We start from the raw sequence: 19636 nt of genomic DNA, 5'->3' as shown, positions 1-19636 counted from the left end.
GATTAGCAAATTGGAGTTATTAAGCAAATATCCACCGGCTACGGCTGGAAAAATTATTGTCTGGGGGCTGTTAGCGTCTTATCCATTCGGAGGGATGACCTGGCAGGTTCTGCACTATCTAGCAGGTCTAAGAAGACTTGGCTTTGATGTTTGGTATGTAGAGGATTCTGACAGTCCCCTTCAGGACCCCAAAACTCTCTGGCACACACCAAACTACACTGAGAATGTTAAATATCTTTCTCTATATATGAACAGTTTGGGAATGGGAGAGCGCTGGATTTTTCGTCCTCCTAGCGAACAAAATGTTTGCCTTGGAGCTGCTGATTCAGATGGATTGCAAAGGCTTTATCGAGAGGCTGATGCAGTTATCAATCTTTGCGGTGCTCATTACCTTCGTCCTGAACATAGTGAGATTAATTGTCTTATCTATTTACAAACAGATCCATTTGTAGATCAGGTGCGTGTTGCCCAAAATGAGTCTTGGTTGATCGGCCAACTTGACAGCTACAATCACTTGTTTACCTATGGATATAACCTGGGTAAAGATGACTGCCTTGTTCCTGTTGAACGGTATCAATGGCATCCCACAAGACCACCCGTCTGTATTGACTGGTGGTCTAATGTTAGTTCCTTAGAGGTGGATGCAAAGCTCACAACCATCTCAACTTGGAAGAATCTGAAAAAAGACATCGTTTGGCAAAATGAAAACTATTCTTGGCGGAAAGATTCAGAATTTCGGCGCTTCATAGATTTGCCTTTACATTCTCACTTTCCCATAGAATTAGCCCTTGAGGGAATTAGCGAGAGCGAAGCAGCTAAAATGCGTCATTATGGTTGGCAGATTATCTCAGCCCGGAATTTAACGAATCCCTCCACTTATCGGCAATATATTTGCAGCTCTTTGGGGGAATTTACAGTAACTAAAGAACAGTACGTTCGTCCCCGAACGGGATGGTTCAGCGATCGCTCTGTCTGCTATCTTGCTGCCGGTCGCCCTGTAATTACCCAGGAAACGGGGTTTAGCAAGTTTTTGCCTACAGGTAAGGGACTCTTCGCATTTCAAACCATGGAGGATATTCTGAAAGCAATGGATTCAATCAAGAGTGACTATGAGGGAAACTGTCGCGCTGCACGGGACATTGCTACTGAGTATTTTGCCGCCGAGAAGGTGATAAGTAGGTTAATGGAGAATGCAGGGTTTTAGATTTGAATTTTGTGTGTATAAATTGAGTCAAAGCCAAACATAGACAAACATTCAATTAAGATTAAAAAAGTAAATCGAGCGAGGAAAAATTAATTATGTCAACAGTAACCATCGGTTTTATTCCAAGAGAAAGATTTTCCGTTGCAGCCGAATGTCTACAACGAATTTACGATCGTACCCACATCCCTTTTAAACTGATTGTGGTGGATTGCCAAATCCCGAAAGTTTATCGACAGCAGATTGAAAACGTCTTGGAGGGGCAGAGGAATGTCAAGTTTATCCATACAGATCACCACTTACTGCCTAACCAATGTAGAAACCTGGCGATCCGAGAAGCCAAGGATGATTTCTTATGTTTGCTTGAAAATGACGTGCTTGTAGAAGACGGTTGGCTTTCCCGCCTAATTGAGGCATGTGATGAATATCCAGCAGACGTTGCTGCCCCGCTCGTACTTGAGCGATTAGGACAATTTGAGAAGGTTCACTTTGACGATCGACTAGATGATATCAAACCCATACAAACCTCTGATGGAATCAAGCTTAAAATACTTCCTCGAAGTACTCCCAAGGAGGATGACCGAAATGCTAGTGACCGCAGAACTATGAAATTTATAGAAACCCACTGTATGCTGTTCCGAACAGAGGTTTTCGATCGCATTGGCGAGTTTGATGAATCAATCACGGCTCAAGAGGAGGTTGATGTCAGCCTTGCACTTTATGACAAGCAAGTGCCCATCGTTTTTGAGCCGAAAGCCGTGGTCACCTTCTTACCTCCTCCCCCTATTTATCCTGATGAGAAAGAATACTACTACCTCAAATGGAATCCCGATACCTACCGTCAAGACTACCTGCATGTCGCTAAAAAATGTAATCTTGATAACCCTCCATCCGCAATGGGAGTGGTAACGGCACGTCGAAAATATGCCTCAGACGATAATCCGAAGAATCAGTATGCTCAACAGATTGAATACCGCACGAAGGTGGAATTAACGGCTAAAGACATTGCTAATCTTGTCTCTCCAGGCGATCCCTTCATCCTGGTTCACGATCAGCAGTTAAATCTTGGCGATGTTGCTGAAGGCCGCCAGGTCATTCCATTTCTGGAAAAAGACGGGCAATACTGGGGAACGCCACCGGATGACTCGACGGCTATCTCTGAGTTGGAAAGGATGAAAGCTGGGGAAGCTAATCTCATTGCATTTGCCTGGCCATCGTTCTGGTGGTTGGACTACTACACAGACTTTTCTCGCTATCTCCGTTCAAATTACCCATGCACTCTTGAGAATGAACGTCTAGTTGTGTTTGACCTCAAAACTTGATCGACCTGACTCTTCTATCAGCATTTATTGGTTAGGACTGATAAGCTACTGTGGGGATAAATATGAAAATCGAAAATCTTCGTTACGAAAACAAGGATGGGCTAGCAAAAGTAGTTGCGACTATCAGCTGGGAAAATTGCAATCGATCTCAGCAGGATATTTACTTTGCGACTCTGCCAGAATATAGCTCCGCTCTGTCTTTGAAAGCCGATACGTACCTGGTTGCTTGTGCTTTCCTAGCAGCAAGATATGGAGAGGAGCGGATCGCGATCGATAGCCCAGTCTGTCCAATTTTACTCGAAGGAGTACTCACTAATCTGGCTTGGCTTCACCGATATTGGGAAAAGTTTAGCCGTACTGTCCCTGTAATTGAAGCCCCGCTGGATACTCATTCAGTCTCACGACCTGAAGAGCATACGGCATTGTTTATATCAGGTGGAGTTGATTCATTATTCAGTCTTCGCCACAACCAACTTACTGTACCAGAGGGTCACCCTTTCTCTATTCGAGATGTAATCTATGTTCAGGGTGCAGGTTTTCCGGAAGACCCTAAATCAAGCCTTAAATTGGATTCCCTTGATCGATCTATTGCAAAATTCAGTGAAGTCAATAAAGAAACAGGTGTCAATCTTATACCAGTTGTAAGCAACTTACGAACCCTGGCTTATCGTGGCTATTCAGATGATGGAAAGTTTTGGCAGTACTGTTACCTTGGGGCTTCACTTGCTGCTGTTGCTCATAGTCTTGGACGGCGATTAACCAAAATTATTGTTTCTTCGGACAATCCCATCTCGGATATAGCTCCTGAAGATCTTATCTATCTAGCACCTAATTACAACAGTCAGAATTTACAGCTTATTTATTATGGTGCTCGATTCTCGCGACTTCAGAAGACGCAAGTCATCAGTGACTGGGACGTTGGGCTGAGGAACTTACATGTATGTACGGCAAACGGCAATTCAAATTGTGGGAAGTGCCTGAAATGTATTGTAACCATGACCACCTTAGAAGCACTTGGAAAGCTAAAAGGTAGTAGGGCTTTTCCGGTAGATGAAGTTTATCCAGAGCTTCTGCAAACTCTTAAACTAATGACACCGGGATATTTAAGTGATTACAGTTCCTTAGTACCTTTACTAAAAGAGCGTGGTAGAGACGACCTTGTTTTAGCCATTCAAAGACTGATTGAGTCCTATAGACCCTGGTCAGATTGGCGCGAGTTAGCGTTGCAGGAGATTAAGCGTAATATTCCTCCACAGGTCACTTTTATATTGGCAGATCAAGATGAATGGGGAACGGATGAGTGGGTAGATGAGCGTCGTCGGCTTCCTTTTCTTGAAAAAGACGGACGATACTGGGGATCGCCACCTGATGACAGGACTGCAATTTTGGAGTTAGAGAGATTAAAAGATGACGGGGCAACCTTCCTAGTTATCGGATGGCCAGCTTTCTGGTGGCTGGAACACTACGTCGATTTTTTCCACCATCTCCGCTCGAATTATCGCTGTCTTCTTGAAAATGAACGTCTAGTCATTTTTGATTTGCAAGACAAGCTGGAAGCTGCTGCCTAGGGCTAAAACTAAATTCTAAGCTGATGTTGACCCACCCCAAAAATTATGCGCATTGCTCAAGTTGCACCGCTGTGGACTAGCGTTCCCCCCTCTACCTACGGGGGGACAGAACTGATAGTGCATTTGCTCACAGAGGAGCTTGTGAGTCGTGGTCACGACGTAACTCTATTTGCTACGGGAGATTCTCAAACCAGTGCAAAGCTGCGACCTATTTGTGAATCCAACTTAGTCAATACAATGGGAAAAGGTGAAGCCTATCAATACGAATATTACGTCAATGCTAGCCTTAGCTCGGCGATTCGAGAGGGGAATTCTTTCGATCTCATTCATTGTCACCTTGGGTGTGCTTGGATTCCCTTTATGGCGCTTTCTAAAACCCCAATCCTTTACTCAGTTGGGTCCGCAGTGACAGTAGACGATCGATGGGTATTAAGTCGCTATCCTGATGTGAATGTTACATTTCGCAGCTACGATCAGATAGCAACCATTCCTCCTGAAAATCGCAAAAATATTCGAGTCATCTATAACGCCTGTGACTTTGACCGTTTTGAACTCTCGATACAATCTGGAAAATATCTGGCTTTCTTAGGACGAATGTCGTCAAATAAGAATCCGCTGGGTGCTATCCAGATTGCTAAAGAAGTCGGTTTGCCGATCGTCCTAGCCGGTGAACCCATGAATGCCGATGAAAATCAATACTTTGTGGATAACATTAAGCCCTTGATTGATGGTGACAATGTTATTTATCTTGGTCCCGTAAATCACGACCAAAAAGTGGATCTCCTCAAAAATGCGGCTGCATTTCTTTTCCCTATTCAATGGCCTGAACCCTTTGGGATAGTGATGATTGAAGCGATGGCTTGTGGGACACCTGTGATCGCTTGCCGAAAAGGCTCGGTGGCTGAAGTGATTGACTTAGGCAAAACTGGCTTTTATGCAGAGTCAGTGGAGGAATTGATCCCCCTAATATCCCGCGCCATGTCCCTAGATCGCCGTACTGTCAGAGAACACGCCATGCAGCGGTTTAGCGTTAAGCGGATGGTAGATGACTATTTAGCACTTTATGAATCACTGGTTTAGGAAGAAAACTATGAGTAAACCATTGTTGGCAAGTATCGTTATTAATAACTATAATTATGGTCGCTTTCTGAGACAGTGCATCGACAGTGCCTTGAATCAAAGCTTCGGCAACACAGAAGTTGTAGTCGTAGATGATGGTTCGACCGATAACTCTCGTGAAATAATTTCTTCTTACGGAGAGTATGTCACTCCAGTATTTCAAAACAATCAAGGGCAAGCTTCTGCTTTCAATTCGGGGTTTGCCCAAAGCCGTGGAGACGTAATCATTTTTTTAGATGCTGATGATATGCTATTGCCGACGGCTGTCGAGAATGCTCTTCCCTTTTTTGAAGATCCTGAGGTAGTTAAGGTCCAATGGCCCTTATCCATCATTGATGCACAAGGCAGACTTCAAAATCGAACTAAACCAGATAAAGTAAGTTCTATGCCAGAGGGTAATTTGCGTGAAGCCGTAATAAAACAAGGCCCAACAAACTATGTTTGGCCTCCTACCAGTGGTAATGCCTGGTCTAGGACATTTCTGAATAAAATCCTCCCTATGGATCAAGATAAACTTCGATTGGCAGCCGACAATTATCTTTTTGAAGCAGCTCCTTTTTTTGGTCTTATTAAAACAATAAAAAGTCCCCAAAGTTACTATCGAATACATGTAAAAAACTATTGGCAAACCATGAGTTTTGATGAAAAACTTAAATTTCAGCTGAGATTTTGTAATCATTACTTCCCGATTCTAAGCCAGTTTTGTAAGGATATGGGAATATCTGTAGATTTAAGTGATTGGCTCGCCAATTCATGGTGGTACAGACTTAATCGTGCTGTTCAAAAAATCGATGAACTCATTCCGGAAAGAGAACCATTTGTGCTTGTGGATGATGCTATTTGGGGAATGGAAGTCACTTCCTTTCGCCATCCTATCCCTTTTCTTGAGAAAGAAGGAAAATACTGGGGATATCCTACAAATGATGAAGTCGCCATTCAGGAATTAGAGCGATTACGTGAGGCCGGAGCAAAGAAGATAGTTTTTGCCTGGTCCGCCTTTTGGTGGTTAGAACATTATGCCCAGTTTTATGACTATCTTTGTTCAAATTTAACCTGTACGTACCAAAGTGAATTGATTGTCGTGTTTGACCTCAAACCCAGAATAAAGAATCAGTGGCTTGATGAGAGAGTAAACCCAGCACTTGATAGGGGAATATCATCTTGAAATTTTAAATTTTGGAAAAGCAACTTGATTTTATAATTAATAAATGTTATGATTAATATATTTTCTACTTAGTGTAGCTTAAATGCTTTTCTAAGAGTTCTAATGTCAAGCATTGTTGTCTGTGGCTATATGATCCGACATCCAGTTGCCGGAAATATACTCGCCTATTTTCATTATTTATTGGGTCTGAATCGCTTGGGATACGATGTCCTCTAGCTGGAGGAGAGCGGTTGGCTCCTATCTTGTTATGACCCGGTCACCCGCGATTACAGTGACGAGCCAAAGGCCGGTCTGCGTATAGTACAGAAGTTAATAAACAGCTATGGCGCAGATGTTACGGCGTGCTACGTGAATCGTGATACAGGAACTGTCTATGGTGCAGAGTGGGAAGAAGTGAAGCGAATACTGGGAGCCGCTGATCTGCTGTTGAATATCGGTGGGGTTTGCTGGTTACCCGAGTTCCGTATCTGTAAGCGCCGGGTATTAATTGATATGGATCCATTCTTTACCCAAATTGGAAAGTTCGCTGTGGAGGGGCGCAATGACTATCACCTCTACTTTAGCTATGGTACTAACATCGGACACTCCGATTGTAAGATTCCAACTGATGGCCAAGACTGGTTGCCTATCGTCCCTCCAGTGGTGCCAGAACTATGGCAAAACTCTGCATCCACTCCAGAACTGGCAGATGCCGCCTTCACTACCATTGCTAACTGGAGTGCCTATGGTGATGTCGTTTACCGAGGGGAGCCGTATGGGCAGAAAGATCAGGAATTCATGCGCCTACTGGAATTGCCTAGCCGCTGCTCGCAAAAACTCGAATTAGCGATCTCAGGCCATGATTCAGAGATTGTGACTGAAGTTCCCCCGTTCGTTTATACTACTATGCCATTGAAAGGCTCTCCCCATAAGGGATAAGCGTGATTGAGCCTTGAAATTGTGTACCCATGTTGGTTCTTGAAGTGTGTCGGGAATTGGAATATAATGCAACTATAGGCACTGGTTGCATTTTTATTTGATATCATCTCCGGTTGAATACTTACACGCTTGGCCGAATCGAAGGCAGAAGGCAGAAGGCAGAAGGCAGAAGTAAAGGAGTAAGGTTTCATCGGAGATGGTTTTTGATTACTAATTATCCGGACATGATATGAGAACCAAATCGCTTCTTGATGCAGTCGCTCATGAGGCAAACCACGCCAGTTGCTCATGGTTTGTTCGCGAAGCGTCGCCTTTGGCGATAGTTACCGTAAGAGAGTGGAGCCTTATTAAAAAATATTTAACCCTTTTCTGCATAACCTGCTGACATTAAAGGCTCCACTCTCTAAGGTTTCGTCTCCGGGGGAACCCCCAAGACCGCACTGCCTCCCCAAGACCGCGCTGCATCGCTTCATAGCCCTTCAGTTGAACGTTGTGAGCATTCTGAATAAGACTGTACCCAGTAGCAGTAAGTACATCATAATCTAGAAACACCACAGAGATTGGGATTGAGGTTTCGAGTAGTTCAAACTTTGGGGGAACTTCAGTCTTGAGGTGAATCAAACGAACCCCAAGGTTGGAAAATTTAGGTCAGTATCCGAAAATCCCATTCTCAATCGTGTAGTCTCTAGGAGAATAATCTGGGATCAAGTTCTGCTAATTGGCAGTGTTGGATGGTCAGCACCCCCCTCTTGCCTAGACGGGGCGACCTGACTCAACTGCTATGTTTTCCATAACCCTGATGCTAGGTTAGGTAATTATGGCGGAAAATGTTGAGGTAATAATTATGATTATCCCATTATCGATAACTTTGATGATCGCCTCAGTAGCCATTTACCTTTGCGTTAAGACTACTGAAGAAATCGTCAAAGTGGCTGCAGCTATAACAGCCTTACTGTGTCTGTTTGTCAGCCTATTTTTTGTTCCTTGGCCAATCAAACTACTGATTTTGATAGTTCCCTTTATTTTTGAAAAACTCCAGCGGATAGCCTATCGCTAGGGATTAGGAATGATTGCTTTAGGCTTTAAGTAATAAAATCATTAACGATTAACTATTAACCATTAACCATTAACCTAACCCCTAACAGGGTAAGCATATGCGCTACGCCCAGGCTACGCCAACAGCTATCAGCGTGTCGCGTATCAGCTTTGGGTCTGTGGCCACGCTACCGGAACAGATTATCCCCATAGCGCAGGCTGTCTTGATGCAATAGCGAGTGGTTTGTTCGCGAAGCGTCGCCTTTGGCGATAGTTACCGTAAGACAGGCTCGCCTTAATCAATAAGTTTTAACCATGCATCTGCATAGCCTACCAACCATAAAGGCGAGCCTGTCTAAGGTTTCGTTTCCGGGGGAAACCACGGCAGTCGCTCATGGGGGGGACCCCCAAGACCGCGCTGCCTCCCCAAGACCGCGCTGCATCGCTACTTGAGGTGCTTTTGAATAAAATAAGCTGACGGCATTAGGCTGACGGCTGAATGCTTACCTAACAGGATTAACCTAGCTCTTACCATTACCATTTCCATTGCCAGCGGTGGCCAGCACCCGATCAGCTAGCTTACCTGGCACTTCCTGGAGATGGTCATAGGTCCAATTAAAGAAACCGATCCCTAGAGTAAGCGATCGCAATTCCATGATCAAGTTTTGCATTTCTGCCTGGGGGATATAGCCAGAGACACAATCCCATCCTGTCCAATCAGAACAGGTCTCATAGCCGAGGATTTGACCCCGATGACCGGTGATCAATTGCAGCACCTTAGAGGTAAATTCCTGAGGTGCATAGACCCCAACAGACATAATTGGCTCAAGTAACGTTGGTTCACAATTGGGCATACCACCGGTCATAGCGAGCCGTGCTGCTTGTTTAAATGCCTGTTCCGAACTATCTACCGAGTGGTAAGAGCCATTGGTGAGAGTAACAGCCACATCTACCACTGGGAAGCCTAAGGGTCCGTGGGACAAGTACTCCTTTACTCCGATCTCCACACCAGGGATATATTGCTTTGGGACGACCCCACCGACAATGCTTTCGGAGAAGTTAAACCCTTCACCCCGAGACAAGGGTTGGATATCAAGGTAGACATCACCATATTGCCCATGACCACCACTTTGGTGCTTGTAGCGCCCGTGAGAGGTAGTGGATTTGCGGATAGTTTCTTTGTAAGGCACTCGGGGTAAGTGAGTGGTCATCGGTAAGTTGTATTTGCGGCTCATCCGGTCTAGAGCAACCTGAAGATGAATATCTCCCTGTCCCCATAGGATGATTTCGTGAGTGTCTCCATGTTGTTCCCACACCAAAGATGGGTCTTCTTCCAGCAGCTTGGTTAAGGCACCACTCAGCTTAACCTCATCTTTGCGCTTCTGAGGGGTAATGGCTAACGCATAGACTGGTTTGCTTGCCTCAGCTATTGGTAATTTAATCTCTCGATTACCCGTATCAGTGGTCAGGGTGTCACCAGTTTTAATGCCCTCTAAGCGTCCCAGGGCAATGATATCACCAGCAGAGACTTGGGAAACTGACTGAGTGTGGTGACCAAACATACGGTATAAGCCTCCGGCGCGGGCACCATTAAAGACCATGCCATCGGTTAGTTTACCTTGCCAAACTCGCACTAGGGAGAGTTTTCCACCTTGGGGAGTGTAATAGGTTTTGAGTACCTGTGCCACCGTGCTTGATTCATCACCAGCAATGTCCCGACGCTCGGCGGTGGTTTCTGGGGTTGGTGCTTCCCGCAGTAGGGCATCGATCAAGGGGCGAACACCGTAATCTTGCTGAGCAACACCTATAAATACAGGTACAATCAAGTCGGCCCCCAATTCCATCTTCAGGTCTTGGACAATTTCTTCTTGGGGTGGCTCGATTTCTTCTAGTAGTTCTTCGAGGAGGTGGTCGTCAAAATCTGCTAAGGTTTCTAGTAATTCTGTGCGTGCTTGCTGTTCTGCCTCTTTCAATGACTCTGGCAGTGGGATCGGATCAGCTGGGGCATCAGGATGGTAAAGATAGGCTTGTTCGGTGACTAAATCAATAAATCCGGTGAGGTGTTCTCCCTTACCAATGGGGTATTGGTGCAGTACTAAGGGGCGAGTGGAAACGGAATTGAGGGCATCGAAGACGGACCGTAAGGAGTTACCATTAGCATCATCGGTCAACTCAAACCGATCCATTTTGTTAATAAAGACTAAGTGGGGGATTTCCCAGTCGTCGAGAAATTTGAATAAGGGTGCTAGGGTGAGGACGCGATCGCTTACTGGTTCACAAACCACGACAGCCGCATCCACACCAACTAAGGCGTTGTAGGTTTCTTGAGCAAATTCAATGGAACCGGGACAGTCTATAAAATTGAAGCAGATATCTTGATACTCGGTGCTGGCGGCAGTTACCTCCACACTCATTTGGCGTTGCCTGGCCTCGGTGGCACTATCACCGACGGTGTTGCCTTCCTTTACTGTGCCTTTGCGAGAAATCCTACCAGTAACGGACAACAAACTTTCGAGTAGAGTGGTTTTACCACTGAGATACGGACCAACAATTGCCACATTACGGGTGGCTTTACACACTTTGCCGTTCATAATTTACCCCCAAATTATTTCAATTGGACTTATGCATTGAAGCGGAGCTTGAAGGGGATGATCTGGTAGGGAGGTTAGTTGATTAAAAAGTGCCATGTCAACGGTTCTCTTACCTAATCATTCTACCTACTTATCTCCTGACTACTGGTTTATGCAGAAGTTTTGTTGAGATGGGATCAACGTTATCTGGTTGTGAGATTAACTTATTTTGGTTTGATCTAGATCGAACTTGCAATGTCTTGTAATGTAAACTACTAAAACTGTTAAGTTAGATAACTCTAGGTCACTAATTTTCAAAAAATATGAATACACGTAACAACTATAAAAAAAAATGTTTCAAAAATCTTAAGAAAAATTTGTTCCCACTCAACTTAATGTTTGTTAACACAAAAGTCACTGCCAGAGGATATTTCTGCCTAGGAGTCAGTTGGCTGTTGGTGCTGACACAGCCACTAGTTTCCCATGCCCTAGGGGTTAACCCAGATCATCTGAAGGATTCACCAGAGAGACTGAGTAGACATCATCCCCTTACTCGCCCTTACGGTTACAGTAGTAGACAAATCGCCCAGTCTCAGTATCTGCCAGCACTTAAACCAACTCAACCCGCAGCCCTTGAGCAACTTAATCAAGGACTGGCATTAATTCAACAGAGTAAGGTACTTGAAGCGATCGTGGCGTTTGAAAAGGCAGCCCAACTGAATCCCAAGCTAGCACCAGCACACTACAACTTGGGCTTAGCATTGCGGCAGGTTGGAAAATTGCAGGCATCAGCCGATGCCTTTTATCGGGCGACCCAGACTGATCCCAAATTTGCTCTAGCCTTTGCTAATTTAGGGGCTGCTCTGTTGGAAGGAAAGAATTTGTCTCAGGCACGGGAATATCTAGAAAGAGCTCTGGAACTTGACCCTAAACTGGGTGTTGCTCACTATAACATGGGTCTAGTTATGTCCCAGTTGCGAACACCCGCACAAGCGATCGCATCATTTAAACAAGCAATGGAATTTAGCCGTAATGCTCCCGAACCGGCATATCATTTGGGACTGATTTATAGGCAACAGGGCAAGCTGGAGGAAGCAAAAAAGGCGTTTGAGCAAGCGATCAAAATCAATCCCAAATACCCCGAAGCCCACTACAATATCGGGGGAATTTTATTTAATCAGAGAGATTTGGATGGTGCTCTGGCAGCTTTCCAGCAAGCAGCGGTAGCTAACTCGAACTACGCTAATGCCTATTATGGTGCTGGTGTAGTATTTCTGCGCCAAAACCGATTTAGTGATGCTCTGGAAGTCTTGCAGTATGCTAGAGACCTTTACAATAGCCAAGGTAATCCCCAGTGGGGACGTAGGGCTGAGCAGTTGATGGAGCAAGCCCGTAATTCTGGTTTTTAGTGGGGTTTGTACCATCAGAACTTGTTAGCTTTGACCCCTTTGGGGAATTAAAAATTAAAAATTAAAAATTAAAAATCTAGAAGCGATGCAGCGCGGTCTTGGGGAGGCAGCGCGGTCTTGGGGGTTCCCCCCACTCGCTATTGCCGTGGTTTCCCCCACTCGCTATTGCATCAAGACATTGAACAAATTTTGAATTAATTAATTCCGGGTACAAGCCCCCCGGGGAATTAAAAATTAAAAATTAAAAATTAAAAATCTAGAATTGTCCGAATCATTTTGAATTAATAATTTTGAACTTTGAATTGGAGCGTTCGCGCAGCGTGACCTACGGTCAAGCGACTTGACGACTCCCCACAGATAAATCGGGAGCGTTGCATCTGTAGGGGGATGATTGATCGAGATGGGGAAGATGGGGAAGAATCCACCCATCCTCCTGTTGATGTTTATCACGTTTTTATTAGGATTTCTATATCAGTTGTTTTTTGCTTTTTTTGATGGCAGGCTTAACCGAATATTTTTAATTATTAATAAAATTATTACTATAAATAAACTAACTATTTATTTATAGTAATAAAAGCAACCCTATTGTCAGTATTTTTTACGGATTTATTAGTAGTGGTATTTTACTGATTATTATAATAATTTCATAGATAATTTTTTATATTTTAAAAACAAATAAAAAATTATCATATCACATTTTAATTTAACTTATAGGGCTACAAAAATTAAAAAGCTTAAAATGGATTGTCCTTTATATGGAAAACTTTAGGTATTTTACCGGCTAATACTAGTCTAGCTTGAATTTTTAGCCGATTATTAAAAGTGGAGTAACCTTGGGAGACCTTGAGTTTAGTGGATAAGACGGGGTAGGGACGGTTAGCCTAATTGAGACATTATCAAAACCCGATTCCTACTCCCCACTGCACTCTCCTGCAATTACAGTTAAGACTACAGCATACTATAACTGATAAAATTTAGCCACACTCAATACAAAAAACCCCTGATGGGCGGTTGGGTGCCCCAGGGGGATGCAGCAAAAGGTTAAAACTACCATATACAACAGTAATCGGAAATGACAGTAAACCGTATCCGCAAAATCTCGGAAATCTCTGAGCCACTCGCAATAGTGGCCTACGAATAATTACGTAGTTGCCTTATCCATGGTTACTATAGGGTTCTTGTCTACTAATATTCACAGCCATCTGACAAACCAGTAACTTGGGTCGAACTAGGGAACTGGCTCCTATTCCACACCTAGTTCAGGGAAGGTCAACGGAATTGAGTTGCCTTGAGGGCAAATCCGACTCGAAGGGCGTGTTGCATGTGCTTTACCCTTTGGGGTTTTCCAGCGTTTCGATCCTGGCGATACAACTTGTCGAAGCTAAGAATGAACAGAGTGAGTATGATTAATGTAGTGGCCAAATTGCGAGCAAATACTAAATCAAACATGACTATATCCTGAATTTATCAATCCCTGGGCGTTCTGAGCCCCATTGCCCATGATTAAAAATTGTGAAGTGCCGATGTTTAATTTAGGGTTGACGCTCAGGTGTACAGTGTTGCTTGTTGTGTAAGAATTGAGGCCAATCGCTACAATTGGTGAAATCTGGTGAAATCTCGGAAATCTCGTCACTTACTAGTAGCTTCCTTTGTCCCGTGGCTGAATCTTCCCATGAATAGGAGTAGAGTGGGCATCCTGCCCGCCCGAAAATATATTGAAACTGGCAAGATGCCAGTTCCACCAAGATGCCCATTCCACCTCACTCTTAAAATCATTCCATTATTAAGCAATGCTTTCGTTGTTGCTGGCGCTGTCTTGGGCTGTACCCACCAAGTTATACCGACCACACCAGCGTCAGAGGCTAAACCAGTGATTAGCAGATCTGTTACTGATCTAATTCAGATTGAACCCTTACCGATTGCGACCAAGTATAGGAATCAGTGGACTCCTGAATTAGAGTCAGAATTCTGGGTGCGAGCCAACCAGGCAATTCAGTACTACGGTGGTAAAGGTTATGGCAACAACTACGGGGAAAATGAGAAGCGGTCTTATCCCTATGCCATGTTTGATTTTATTGTTGGCAATCGGGAAAAAGCCCTAGAGTTTCTGCAATCAGAAGATGCCCAAGCTCAAGATAACCAACATACTGAGGGTATTGACTACTATTACGCTTTCACTCTCAAAGGACAAATCCGAAAATACTTCTTCTTTGGGCAATTTCTCGACCCGACCTACAAACAGCGAATGTTTGACGGTGCCAAAACCTGGACAGAAACAGACCCCAATGGGCGTCCTCACCCGATTTATGGAAAGGGAAAAGGTGGTGATGGTTGGGGACCGGATGTGCGAGGAAGTTGGGTGGATGGACGCAACACGGACAATCTCCGGGCAATGCGAGAGATTTCCGTTTATCTGATGGCGGAGGAAACCGGAAATGAAGAGACTAGGCGTCTGTATAAAAAGAAAATTCAGCGCTATGTCTGGGCGCTATACAACATTGGTATGGGAGAGTGGGACTCAGAGACTTACCATGGTCACACCTTTGCGGCTTACCTAAATCTCTACGACTTTGCGAAGGAGCCGGAGGTGAAACAACTGGCCAAAGCGGCTCTAGATTGGATGTCAGCGGCGGCAGCAGTGAAATATTATCGAGGTGGTTTTGGTGGACCGACTAAGCGGGATTACAAAGAATCAACGATGCTTTCAGCCCCGTGTCTAAAGACTGGGGATGAAAGCGAGATGGTGGCTTTAGCCGCCGTGAAAAATATTCAGAGATTTTCCGGAATCTTGTAGAATAAAATAAAGCAGTTAAAGGTCCAGACTGATGATCATTCTGGAGTTCAAGGCATACGGCAAAAAACCTCAATATTTGGCTATTGATGAGGCGATTAGGACAGCCCGTTTTATCCGAAACAGTTGTCTCAGATATTGGATGGACAACAAGGGCGTCAATAAATACGATCTGTCGAAATACAGCAAAGTTTTAGCCCATCAGTTCCCGTTTGCTAATGAATTGAACTCTACTGCTCGTCAGGCCAGTTCTGAACGGGCATGGTCATCAATTTCTCGGTTCTTTGACAATTGCAAAAAAAAGGTACCTGAAAAAAAAGGTTTCCCAAAGTTCCAAAAGCGTGGCAGATCGGTTGAATACAAACAGTCTGGCTGGAAATTGTCCCCAGATAAAAAGTCGATCGTGTTCAGGGACAAGAAGGGAATTGGGAAGCTCAAACTCAAGGGTAATTGGGACTTGTGGCGCTTTGATAAGAAGCAAATTAAGCGGGTTCGGATAGTTCGACGAGCTGATGGCTACTATGTCCAGTTCTGTGTTTCAGTTGACATAACGGAAGAACTGGAGCCAACTGGAACAGCCATCGGGTTAGATGTCGGGCTGAAGGATTTCTACACGGATTCCGTTGGAAAAACTGAACCTAACCCCCGGTTTTATCGGATTGGTGAAAAGCGCTTAAAGTTTTATCAGCGTCGGGTATCTCGAAAAAATAAAGGCTCATCCAACCGCAAGAAAGCTGTTAATAAACTAGGTAGGACACACCTTAGAATAAGTCGGCAACGTGAAGAACACGCCAAGAGACTGGCACGTTGCGTAATCCAATCTAACGATTTGGTTGCCTACGAAGATCTAAGGGTTAGGAATTTGGTTAAAAATCATTGTCTGGCCAAGTCTATTAATGATGCGGGTTGGTATCAGTTTAGGAAATGGTTGGAGCATTTTGGAACTAAGTTTGGCAGGGTCACTGTTGCAGTCAACCCCGCCTACACTAGCCAGAACTGCTCTGAGTGTGGTGAGGTCGTAAAAAAGTCTCTATCAACTAGGACTCACACCTGCAAATGCGGTTGTCAATTAGACCGCGACCACAACGCTGCCATCAATATCCTCAAGAGAGCCTTGGGTACGGTGGGGCACACCGGAACCTGGATCCTAGATCCGAACGTTTTGGGAGATTTGGCCTCTACTTTTCCTGGTTCCGACCTGGTTAAGCAAGTCGAGTCTGCGAACAAAGAATCCCCGCGTCTTTAGACCGGGGAGTGTCAAGGCAAAAGTAATGTGGTGTACGGAGCCAGTGCTGCCCGTCTGTTCTGGCTTTATTTTGGCGATGTTACCTTAGTCAATCCTAAGCCAGAACGGGATGTGATTCACGTAATTACTAGCGCCTATCGACCTCCCCAGGCGGTGGTAAAGTTAGCTCGTAAGCAGTTTCAGAAGCCTGTGGAAATTCTGGCGAGTAAACCAGTCTACGAAAATTGGAAACCTGGAGGTGAGGATAAACCAGGATATTGGGAAACGACCTTTTTTGGTCATACCTATCAGTTGGGGAGTTTGGCTGGTGAGTTCCCCGCTGGTGATGTCGGGCCATTCAAGCTAATGGCATACAATCAAGAGCGGGGTGTGGATTTTTTTGTTGCTAATACTGGTGGCGCTTGGGTGAAGCCAGGAAAAAATCAGGGAGACCAAGTTGGGCAATACCGTAACCTAGTTCTTTGGTTAAGACCAGCTAAGGATAGACCATTCTTTTTCCAATTACCTAAGACGGCTCAAGCAGAAATAGAAGACGGGATTTGGTTCTTTAAACTGGAGAAAACCTGGTTAGCGATTCGCTCGATTAATTTGGATACCTATACTGAGGTGGCTATACCGAACCAGAAATTTGCCCAGCTCTATAGTCAGGAAAAAACTCTTAAGGCAACAACCCTAGGCAATAGCTATGCTGGCTTTGCTCTAGAAGTGGGAGAAGAAGAATCTCATGGTAACTATGAGGATTTTAAACAGGCAGTTAAGGAAAAAAGTCAGTTAGATTTACGTGAAATTGACCTAGGTAAAGTGCAGTGGATTGGTAGCACTGGTGAGAGTCTTCAACTGACCCACAATCCTAAAAATGACTTGCCAAGTCTGATCCGAAATGGTAATAAACATGACTGGTCAAAACACGTTGACCTATACAAACCAATTAATGGGAATGGACCAATTTATCTAGGTTGGAAAATAGGTAATCTCCGGGTTGAAGCAGGGGATTCGGTGTTTCAACATTGAGTGTTAAGTGTTAAGTTTTGAGTGTTTATCGCTAAATATCCCCTAAGAGGATATCTGAAAAGTTTTTTTATACTGAATTTTGCCCCCCTAGCCCCCCAACTTTGGGGGGAACAAGAGTCAATTTGCTTCTAAAAGTCCCCCAAAATTGGGGGATTTAGGGGGCTTGGATGTAACAAATGAAACTTCTCAGACAACCTCTAAGAGGATATCTGAAACCAATAGTCAGCACTTCAATCGTAATACAAGTCATTTTTTAAGGACTGGACTTTAGACTAAATTTTGGGGTTTAAAGAAACTTCATAAAAAGCAATTAGGAATTGAAACCCATGCCTCAAGAACCTTAGAGCGTTTGAGATAGTCCTGGGCGATTTGATTATTTGTCTTTTTTGCCGAGTTGGGATTAGGGCTGCATTTTCCAAACTCTTCAACTCGTCTTGCGTTCGCTTAGCGTGGCCGTAGGCCAATCGCTTTTAGCGGTTCCTTACTGGCAGTGCCAGACGATGCGCGAACGGAACATCGCACAATTGACTCATAGCACTGGCTGAGGACAAGTGCCTTAAAATTTGCTGTAATGACTATTTATCAAGGGTTTGAGTTGAGTAAGTCAATGTGACTACTCTCGGAAGGCAAGTTTCCGGTGAACGAGAATTAGTCTAAACTCCAGTTAAGGAATAAAGTTGATTATATAATTCATGATTATGGAGTTTAGACTAACTGGTGTTGAAGGAGTTGTAATCCCTTCAGCGCACCCTCGTTGCTTAGGTCTGGTGCCCTAGGAAGCAGAAGGTTAAAATTTTCAATAGGATCGGTTAAACAAGCACCATTAGCCCCCTACTAGGGTGACTGATACGAAACTTGTCAGACATGTTAAGGTTAAATGCTAAAGGTGTTCCTTCTCCCATGGAGGAGTAACTTGCGTGGCAATTTGGTCAATAAGTTAGGATTTTAGCCCCGATGTATTTATGAGAAACCAAAAAAAGAAGTCTTTATGGATAAATCTATATTTTTATATCAAGAAAATGCCAAAAATCAGGAAACTATCAAGCCGAAGCAGCAAATTTATCCTTTACTACTGCTTCTATCGGGTTTAATTTTAGCTGGAATACCTGTATCAAGCAAGTATTTTGTATCAACATCCCAAGATAGAACAATCCTACTAAGTGGTCGGATTGAGGGGGACGAAACTGATATTGGGACGAAAGTTGGAGGTAGAGTTAATTTTGTCGCTGTGCAGGAAGGGAAAGAAGTAAACAAAGATCAGAACATTGTGCGGCTTGACGATCAAGAAATTCAAGCTCAGTTAAAAGGTGCTACTGCTCGTTTAGTTTCTGCTCAGCAACAAGAACTTCAAGCCCGTCTGCAAATCAATTTAGTCGAAAGTCAGATTCTGGAGGTTGAGCTAAATCTCAAAAAATCACAAGAAGATACCAGAGGTCAAGTCTTACAAGCTGAGGCATCAGTTGCAGCTAATGTTGCTCAACTTAATGAAGCTTTTGCTAAGTTAGAAGAAGCTCAATCTGAGTTAAACTTAGCGAAAGCTAATCGCGATCGCTTTGCTCAATTGGTGGAGCAGGGAGCCGTAAGCAAACAACAATTTGACCAAGCTCAGACAACGTTTGAAAAAGCCCAAGCAACTGTTAAAGCAACTCAAGCATCAGTTAATGCTATCGGCAAATTAGTAAATGTAGCAGAGGGTCAGTTAGTACAAGCCCAAACCTCTACTCTCAACCCAGACATGATCAACGCACAACTGAGCAGATTACAAACTCAGTTAGCCCAGGCTCGTTTACAACTGGCTATGGTTCAAGCTGAAGTTGAGATTGCCAAAGCTTTCCAACAAGAAATTAAAAGCAAAATAAGTGATCTAGAAATTGCCAGTCCCATTGATGGTGTGGTTATTACTCGTCTGGTTGAACCGGGAGAAATAGTTAGTGCTGGTCAAACACTCTTAACGGTGATCGATCCCAACAATGTTTATCTACGAGGATACGTTCCTCAAGGAGATATTGGCAAAATTCGAGTAGGACAGAAAGCCAAGGTATTTCTTGATTCAGACCCAGATAAACCTTTAAGTGCTACAGTGACTACTATTGATAGTCAAGCATCCTTTACTCCGGAGAATATCTATTTTCGAGAAGACCGGATCAGACAAGTCTTTGGCATTAAACTAACTATTGATAATCCTGGGGGGTTTGCTAAACCAGGAATGCCAGCAGATGCGGAAATTATTACTGAATTGAATGTAAATTAAATTCCTATTTATGGATGACTTAAGATTATC

14 protein-coding genes and 1 pseudogene are annotated in these 19636 nt (G+C 44.0%); 12 read left to right on the top strand and 3 right to left on the bottom strand.

Annotation, left to right across the window (positions count from 1 at the left end; all coding sequences use genetic code 11):
• Positions 1-10 precede the first annotated feature (10 nt).
• The 6 genes from LYNGBM3L_RS08075 (at position 11) to LYNGBM3L_RS08050 (ending at position 7293) form a co-directional block, all read left to right on the top strand.
• Positions 11-1204: a glycosyltransferase gene (locus LYNGBM3L_RS08075; RefSeq protein ID WP_044492474.1), complete on the top strand. Its 1194-nt coding sequence runs from the start codon at positions 11-13 to the stop codon at positions 1202-1204.
• 95 nt (positions 1205-1299) lie between these two features.
• Positions 1300-2523 carry a glycosyltransferase family 2 protein gene (locus LYNGBM3L_RS08070; protein WP_008181224.1) on the top strand — a complete coding sequence of 408 codons (1224 nt, stop codon included), beginning with the start codon at positions 1300-1302 and terminating at the stop codon, positions 2521-2523.
• 62 nt (positions 2524-2585) lie between these two features.
• The gene (locus LYNGBM3L_RS08065) at positions 2586-4091 is read left to right on the top strand and encodes a hypothetical protein (protein ID WP_008181222.1); all 1506 of its coding nucleotides are present in this window, start codon (positions 2586-2588) and stop codon (positions 4089-4091) included.
• Between the two features lie 45 nt (positions 4092-4136).
• A complete protein-coding gene (locus tag LYNGBM3L_RS08060; protein WP_008181220.1) occupies positions 4137-5171 on the top strand; it encodes a glycosyltransferase family 4 protein in 1035 nt (344 codons plus the stop codon).
• A gap of 10 nt (positions 5172-5181) precedes the next feature.
• Positions 5182-6375, top strand: coding sequence for a glycosyltransferase family 2 protein (locus LYNGBM3L_RS33770; protein WP_048815187.1), 1194 nt, complete (start codon positions 5182-5184; stop codon positions 6373-6375).
• A 348-nt stretch (positions 6376-6723) separates the two neighbouring features.
• Positions 6724-7293: a hypothetical protein gene (locus LYNGBM3L_RS08050; protein ID WP_008181216.1), complete on the top strand. Its 570-nt coding sequence runs from the start codon at positions 6724-6726 to the stop codon at positions 7291-7293.
• A 387-nt stretch (positions 7294-7680) separates the two neighbouring features.
• Here the strand turns inward: LYNGBM3L_RS08050 and LYNGBM3L_RS40060 are convergent, their stop codons facing one another.
• Positions 7681-7914: a hypothetical protein gene (locus tag LYNGBM3L_RS40060; RefSeq protein ID WP_008181214.1), complete on the bottom strand. Its 234-nt coding sequence runs from the start codon at positions 7912-7914 to the stop codon at positions 7681-7683.
• Between the two features lie 223 nt (positions 7915-8137).
• Between LYNGBM3L_RS40060 and LYNGBM3L_RS08045 the strand changes: the two genes are divergently transcribed.
• Positions 8138-8350: a hypothetical protein gene (locus tag LYNGBM3L_RS08045; RefSeq protein WP_044492472.1), complete on the top strand. Its 213-nt coding sequence runs from the start codon at positions 8138-8140 to the stop codon at positions 8348-8350.
• A gap of 499 nt (positions 8351-8849) precedes the next feature.
• On the opposite strand, the gene LYNGBM3L_RS08040 is transcribed toward LYNGBM3L_RS08045, so the two are convergent.
• Positions 8850-10919: an elongation factor G gene (locus LYNGBM3L_RS08040; protein ID WP_008181210.1), complete on the bottom strand. Its 2070-nt coding sequence runs from the start codon at positions 10917-10919 to the stop codon at positions 8850-8852.
• A 374-nt stretch (positions 10920-11293) separates the two neighbouring features.
• On the opposite strand from LYNGBM3L_RS08040, the gene LYNGBM3L_RS08035 reads away from it, so the two are divergent.
• Positions 11294-12307 (top strand): tetratricopeptide repeat protein, encoded by a 1014-nt coding sequence (locus LYNGBM3L_RS08035; RefSeq protein WP_008181208.1) that lies wholly within the window; start codon positions 11294-11296, stop codon positions 12305-12307.
• A gap of 1269 nt (positions 12308-13576) precedes the next feature.
• Here LYNGBM3L_RS08035 and LYNGBM3L_RS08030 read toward each other — a convergent pair.
• A complete protein-coding gene (locus LYNGBM3L_RS08030) occupies positions 13577-13756 on the bottom strand; it encodes a hypothetical protein (protein WP_008181206.1) in 180 nt (59 codons plus the stop codon).
• Positions 13757-14036: 280 nt separating this feature from the next.
• Here LYNGBM3L_RS08030 and LYNGBM3L_RS46395 point away from each other — a divergent pair.
• From LYNGBM3L_RS46395 to LYNGBM3L_RS08010, 4 genes and pseudogenes are all read left to right on the top strand, one after another.
• Positions 14037-14993 (top strand): annotated as a pseudogene (locus LYNGBM3L_RS46395) (hypothetical protein); the annotation flags it as partial.
• 139 nt (positions 14994-15132) lie between these two features.
• Positions 15133-16344: an RNA-guided endonuclease InsQ/TnpB family protein gene (locus LYNGBM3L_RS08020; protein WP_008181204.1), complete on the top strand. Its 1212-nt coding sequence runs from the start codon at positions 15133-15135 to the stop codon at positions 16342-16344.
• 27 nt (positions 16345-16371) lie between these two features.
• Positions 16372-17355, top strand: a complete 984-nt coding sequence (locus LYNGBM3L_RS08015) for a hypothetical protein (protein WP_052308415.1) — start codon at positions 16372-16374, stop codon at positions 17353-17355.
• A gap of 988 nt (positions 17356-18343) precedes the next feature.
• The gene (locus LYNGBM3L_RS08010; RefSeq protein ID WP_008181202.1) at positions 18344-19606 is read left to right on the top strand and encodes an HlyD family secretion protein; all 1263 of its coding nucleotides are present in this window, start codon (positions 18344-18346) and stop codon (positions 19604-19606) included.
• Positions 19607-19636: the final 30 nt, after the last annotated feature.

This window comes from Moorena producens 3L (genome assembly GCF_000211815.1).
Lineage (GTDB): Bacteria > Cyanobacteriota > Cyanobacteriia > Cyanobacteriales > Coleofasciculaceae > Moorena > Moorena producens.
The sequence above is the reverse complement of the archived record's forward strand: the minus strand, read 5'-3'. Positions and strand labels throughout refer to the sequence as shown.